Below are 6,191 nucleotides of genomic sequence, written 5' to 3' on the forward strand. Positions count from 1 at the left end.
TATTCAATTTTGATTTTTTTACACTACAAGTCAATATTTTTCAACTAAATTAAAACAAGAGTTCACTTTCCCCAGATGATTATGAACAATCAATTGTATGAACAAGATTTTAATCTTTGGCGAGAAACCATCATTCAACAAATTAAAAAACACAATTTTAATGATATTGATTGGGAACATTTGCTTGTAGAATTAGAAGATATGGGTAAATCAGAAAAACGGTCATTTTTGAGTAATTTAACAATTTTAATTGCTCACTTACTCAAATTAACTGTTCAAGCTGATGCTCCTGAAATAATGAAAGTAAGTTGGTACAGTTCTGTTACGGAACATCGGTTTCGAGTCACAAAAGTTTTAGCAGAAAATCCTTCTTTTAAAAATTATCTGGATGAAGTTATTTTTATAGCTTATGCCGATGCTCGCAAACTGGCAATTAAAGAAAGCAAAAATGCTAAATTAGGAGTGAGAAAACCCGATGAATCAGAATATCCTCTTGATCTTCCTTTTACGTTAGAACAGTTATTAAATGAAGATTTTTATGGGGATATAGCAAGTGACATATAAAAGTCTGTAACTTGGTTGTAAAATGCGTAATCCTTTGATTCAAAAAATAGGGGTTTAGCAATGCTAAACCCCTACCAAAATCAACTTTTTTTATTCCTACTTTCTAACTTATTGCACTAATAATTATTGGCATAACTAGCCACTTTCCTCTCAACTAACACAAGATTATCTACAGCATATTTCACAACCAATGACTCTTGTGTTGCATGACAAGAACTTTTTAAAACTCGCGTTTTCACCGCATCTTTCACCAGTTTAGCCTGGTAAGTATAAAGATAACCAGCAGGATTTTCATAAGTTAGCTCTGCTAACATTGTATTATTATCCATACTTTGCTCTAAAATTTTACCTGCTACTTTATTATTAAACCAATTCCATCCTTGACTAAAAATCATTTCTCTTTCTAAAACCTGTAATACATAGGGCAAAATTCCCCAACCCCGATAAACTTTATGCAAAATTTGAATATCACCAGTCCGAGTTAAAATTGATCTGAAAGATTCTTGATTCAGTACACCATAATATCTTGCTTCTGGTAAATCTATAGCTGTCGGTGCAAAACGATGTCCGCCAAAATGGCTGGATCTCCAAATTCTCACATGATCAAATTGCAATTCAGAAATAGTATTTTTAGCATGAAAATAAAAAGGGTTGCCATATCTGGCACAACATTGATCATGGCTACCATGTGTACAAATTAAAATATCTCTGGTAACGCTATTTTCTACTTGAAAATCAGGATTTCCACCGGATAACCATTTCCGTACAACTCCCGCTACTTGTTCAATATTTGGTAATTTAAATTCTTGTTTGCGGTAGCCATGACTTAAACCTTCTTGTTTTTGATAAATTAATAATGTAGTTTCTTTTACTCTATGAGAGTCATCATTAGCAATTAACAAAAACCGAATTGGTAATTTACTACGCTGCACTTCTGCAACTAAAATCCGCAAATTATCAGGAACCCATTTAGATTGAAATGCTTCTGACATCCAAGGAGTAGGACATTCTACTAAAATATAAGTTTGGTAGTTGGTTGCACTACCAATTATTTCTTCTCCTATTTGTCTTGAGTAGTCTGAGCAAAAAAACTTATTCATATCATTTTTTCCCAAGAATTTGTTGTATGGACAAAGATAAATAAACAGTAAAATTGTGTCTCTAGCTACTACTTTCAGTGTTTTTTGATGTTCATAGATTTAGCAATTTAAGACATCTTGCCACTTTATAAGCTTCTGGTTTTTTCCAGTTTTTCCGGTTAATAAATCCTTTCTTTACAAAACTAAGCATCTATTGATTTAAATTGATTTAATCGGAATTAAATAGCTTAAATCTTAATGTGCTTTATTTTCATCAGTAGCTGAGTTATGTATATCTATGTTTATATATAAAATTTTACTTTCAAGAAGTCGAATTGTATCAGTTAGTGTCTTCATAATGATAAATATTCTCAACTAACAACAAAAAAATATAACCGAGCAAGCCTATGGCAATGGGCATGGTAAAAATGCGCCTGTCATCACCCCAAAGGTAGAATTTTAGCAAGTTATGGCAGTTTTCATCTGTTGTTTCTCCCGTGGTGCTGTACTTGCTGTTCATCAAACACAAAGATGCTGAAAGTCTTATGATGCTTGATTTTTGAATTTATGTATCAACTGTAACAGAATTTAAATGAAAAAGCAAGTAATTGCTCAAATCTTTATTTTTTGCTAATTTTTCTCATTATATCTAGCTTACATCCAGCGAATCATGATTTAATATAATAATCATTAAATTTTTCATTAGATTTTTCAATCACATAAATAACCAAGAGGTTATATTACAAAATATTGCTGTTTATTTAAGAACTTGTATTTTTAAACAAAATGTAAAAAATGATCTTCACATTTAGAACTATAGCCAATCATAAAAAAATAGATATTTCTATACAAAATCCAAAATCTAAAATCTAAAATCCAAATTTATTGGAAAGGGTCACACTATACACGACTGCAAAATTTTATTAACGAGATAATGGGGAATAGTCATAGTTAATCGGTAATGAGTCAAACTGTTTTTCTATCACCAATTACCAATTACCAATTACCACTTATCAATTATCAATTATGGCATTAATATTAGCTCTTGATTTTGGTGGAACTAAACTAGCAGCAGCGACAGTAGAAGCAGGTTCTAGAGAATGGTTGCGTCATGAAAATAGACTCTCACCTGCAAATGCGGATGCTTTAAGTGATATAGAAATTATGCGATCGCTCATTGATTCCGTATTAGATCAACGCAAACCCGATGCCATTGGTGTTAGCTTTGGTGGACCAGTAGACGCAGACACAGGAATGGTGAGACTTTCCCATCATGTCCCTGGTTGGGAAAACATTCCCCTCAAACTCTTGCTAGAAGAAGAATATCATGCCCCAGTCAGCATAGATAATGATGCTAACGTAGCTGCTATTGGTGAACATCGGTTTGGTGCAGGACAGGGATACGACAGCTTATTTTATATAACTATCAGTACAGGAGTAGGCGGAGGTTGGATACTCAACAATAAACTCTGGCAAGGTGCGGGAGGAATGGCCGGAGAAATTGGCCATATAGTAGTAGATCCCACAGGTCCAGTATGCTTATGTGGAAAACGCGGATGTGTAGAACGTTTTGCATCTGGTCCTTATATTGCCCAAAATGCCAAAGAACTCTTGGAAAAACAACCGCCTAATTCTGGGGGAGGTACAAAAGGTGACATACTGAGGCAGTTAGTAGGTAATGATTTAAACTTAATCACCGGGCAAATAGTCAGTGTAGCCGCATCAAATGGAGATGAACTAGCAAAAGCGATATTATACAAAGCTGCTTGGGCGCTAGGTGTAGGTATTGGTAATGTTGCTAACTTAATGAACCCGCAAAGATTTGTATTAGGTGGTGGAGTGACAAAAGCTGGGGATAGTTTTTGGGCAACTGTACGCAAAATAGCCCAGGAAACCGCCTTACCAGAAGTGAATTTTGAAGTAGTGCGGGCGGTTTTGGGAGATGATGCGCCATTGTGGGGGGCGGTAGCTTTAGGTTTGGATGTAATGAGGTAATTATTTTGTGAAGTAATTATTTTCAGATTATCCAATGCGATCGCCTATTATTTACCTGTTATTTAAATTTGAAATTTTGAATTATTTACGCCAAAATTCACAATTTCAAATCTAAAATTCAGTCAGATAAATCACACGCTATACTAAAATTTAATCCCTTATTTATGTTTCCTATGGTTGTAAGTGCTTCCACCACCAATATCACCTGGGAACTCCTACCCGAAGACTTCATTTTAGACGATGAACCTGTGGATAATGTCAACCAACCGAGTCTAGCAGCAGCATTAACGGAAAGTTTAGAACTCGCTGGTAAACTGCCAGACACAGCTTTAGCTACCACTAATTATGGCATCTGTGCCACCGTAAATGGCAAATTTGTCATCAAAGCCCCTGACTGGGCTTACGTGCCGCAAATTAACGTACCTAGAGAGCAAATTCAACGCAGCTACACCCCCCATAAACAGGGGCAAATTCCTGTAGTGGTAATGGAATTTCTTTCCGATACAGAAGGAAGTGAATATTCCAGTAAACGCACCTATCCCCCAGGAAAATGGTTTTTTTATGAACAAGTTTTACAAGTTCCTAACTACATCATTTTTCAACCAGAAACCGGAGAATTAGAAGTACATAATTTGCAGGAAACTGGATCTTATAAATTACGTTCCCCTGATGATAATAACCGTTATTGGTTAGCAGAAATGGAACTATTTATAGGTGTTTGGCAAGGAAAGCGTGAAAACCGTCAAGGTTACTGGTTACGCTGGTGGGATCAAGATGGTAATTTGTTACTTTGGGGTTCTGAGTTAGTACAACAAGAACGACTTGCTAAAGAACAAGAACGACTTGCTAAAGAAGCCGCCTTAAAACGCCTTGAAGAATTAGAAAAACGTCTGCGAGATGCTGGCATTTCTGATTAAATTTGTTTTAAATGTGTTCACATTGTTCACATAAATTAACCATAAATTCAAAAATCTTAAATCCCCGACTACTGCCAAAAGTAGGGGATTTTTTATTTTTTAATCAGTAATTAAGTAAGCATTCAGCTATCAGCCTTTAGCAGTCAGCTTTTTCCAGGGTACTCCCAAAACCACTATTTGATAATCTACTGATTTATCAAACATTTCAACCTATACTTTCTGCCTGCTGCCTCCTGTAAGGGCGTTCGCGAAGCGTGCTGGAAGCATCAGCATTCGGGCGAACAATTATCAATTTTTATCACAATTTTCTTGTAAGGGCGAAGCATTCGGACGAACAATTATCAATTTTTATCACAATTTTCTTGTAAGGGCGAAGCATTCGGACGAACAATTATCAATTTTTATCACAATTTTCTTGCAAGGGCGAAGCATTCGGACGAACAATTATCAATTTTTATCACAGGTTATTTTCCGAATGCTTCGCCCCTACGACTCCTGAATTTTTACGTAATTAACATCTTTCTCAATCTTACAGCTACTTTAGATACAGAAGATCATCTAATGAGAGATTATGCTACTTTGTGGTTAGGAAAAAAACCATGCTCCTCATTATTTAAGTTTTTCTGACATCGTTGATTTCTTAATAATTATTTAGTTGTAAAAGTAGACAATGATTTTCAAAATTGAATCAGAATTTTAACTTTTAGATTTAACAGAAGTTGGTAGGTGCAGATATACCAACTAACTTTAGAAATCAAAGTTATTGCGTAAATCCTGAAATCCTCATTTTTACAACTTCAACAGGATCACCATGACTATTCCTCTACTAAAATACGCTCCATCCAGCCAAAACCAAAGAGTTAAAAGTTTTGAAATTCCTGGAGAAGAATATCCAAGAATTTACACTACAGAAGGAACACCAGACACAGCAGAAATTGATCAGTTAATTTGGGCTGCTTATCGTCAAATATTCAACGAACAACAAATTCTAGTTAGCAACCGTCAATTAGCCCTAGAATCCCAATTAAAACACAAAAGTATTACTGTTAGGGATTTTATTCGGGGATTGTTATTATCTGAAACATTCCGCTTACGTAACTACAACGCGAATAACAATTATAGATTCGTGGAAATGAGTATACAACGAGTTTTGGGCAGGAATGTTTACAGTAAACAAGAAACAATGGCCTGGTCTATTGTGATTGGGACTAAGGGTTTACAAGGATTCATTGATGCACTGCTAAATAGTGAGGAGTATCAAACCAATTTTGGTGATAATACTGTTCCCTATCAACGTCGAAGAATTATTGCACAACATAGTAGAGGAGAGTTACCTTTTAGCCAATTTCCTCGTTATGATCAATACCATCGTCAACAACTAGAGAACTTTGGATATTTCCAAGCTAAAGCACCTGTAGGACATTGGTGGAAGCAGCACAAACCTCCTTACAATCCAGTTTCTTTATTGATGTCATCACCTCTTTTTTTCATAGAACATCTCGTCTTTTTTGCATTCATAGTTTATGTAATTCTCTCCTATTATGGTGTAGTTAGCTTGTAATATTACCATGCAATTGGTAATTGGTAATTGGTAATTGGTAATTGGTAATTGGTAATTGGTAATTGGTAATTGGTA

At 35.1% G+C, this 6,191-nt stretch carries 6 protein-coding genes; 4 read left to right on the plus strand and 2 right to left on the minus strand.

Features of this window, described 5'->3' with window-relative positions:
- The first annotated feature begins 81 nt into the window (after positions 1 to 81).
- The gene (locus PN497_RS06355) at positions 82 to 564 is read left to right on the plus strand and encodes a DUF29 domain-containing protein (protein WP_096566553.1); all 483 of its coding nucleotides are present in this window, start codon (positions 82 to 84) and stop codon (positions 562 to 564) included.
- 116 nt (positions 565 to 680) lie between these two features.
- Here PN497_RS06355 and PN497_RS06360 read toward each other — a convergent pair whose 3' ends face one another.
- Both PN497_RS06360 and PN497_RS06365 read right to left on the minus strand, forming a co-directional pair.
- Positions 681 to 1,664, minus strand: a complete 984-nt coding sequence (locus PN497_RS06360; RefSeq protein WP_096566551.1) for a sucrase ferredoxin — start codon at positions 1,662 to 1,664, stop codon at positions 681 to 683.
- Positions 1,665 to 1,983: 319 nt separating this feature from the next.
- Positions 1,984 to 2,163 (minus strand): hypothetical protein, encoded by a 180-nt coding sequence (locus tag PN497_RS06365; RefSeq protein WP_272109804.1) that lies wholly within the window; start codon positions 2,161 to 2,163, stop codon positions 1,984 to 1,986.
- Positions 2,164 to 2,669: 506 nt separating this feature from the next.
- On the opposite strand from PN497_RS06365, the gene PN497_RS06370 reads away from it, so the two are divergent.
- The 3 genes from PN497_RS06370 to PN497_RS06380 all read left to right on the plus strand — a co-directional run bounded on the left by PN497_RS06370 (position 2,670) and on the right by PN497_RS06380 (position 6,116).
- A complete protein-coding gene (locus PN497_RS06370; protein WP_096566549.1) occupies positions 2,670 to 3,638 on the plus strand; it encodes an ROK family protein in 969 nt (322 codons plus the stop codon).
- Between the two features lie 173 nt (positions 3,639 to 3,811).
- Entirely contained in the window at positions 3,812 to 4,555 is a 744-nt protein-coding gene (locus tag PN497_RS06375) for a Uma2 family endonuclease (protein ID WP_096572606.1), read from the plus strand.
- Positions 4,556 to 5,366: 811 nt separating this feature from the next.
- The gene (locus PN497_RS06380; protein WP_096566547.1) at positions 5,367 to 6,116 is read left to right on the plus strand and encodes a phycobilisome rod-core linker polypeptide; all 750 of its coding nucleotides are present in this window, start codon (positions 5,367 to 5,369) and stop codon (positions 6,114 to 6,116) included.
- The last annotated feature ends 75 nt before the right edge of the window (positions 6,117 to 6,191 follow it).

The sequence above is a fragment of the Sphaerospermopsis kisseleviana CS-549 genome (assembly GCF_028329225.1).
In the GTDB taxonomy this organism is placed as follows: Bacteria; Cyanobacteriota; Cyanobacteriia; order Cyanobacteriales; family Nostocaceae; genus Sphaerospermopsis; species Sphaerospermopsis kisseleviana.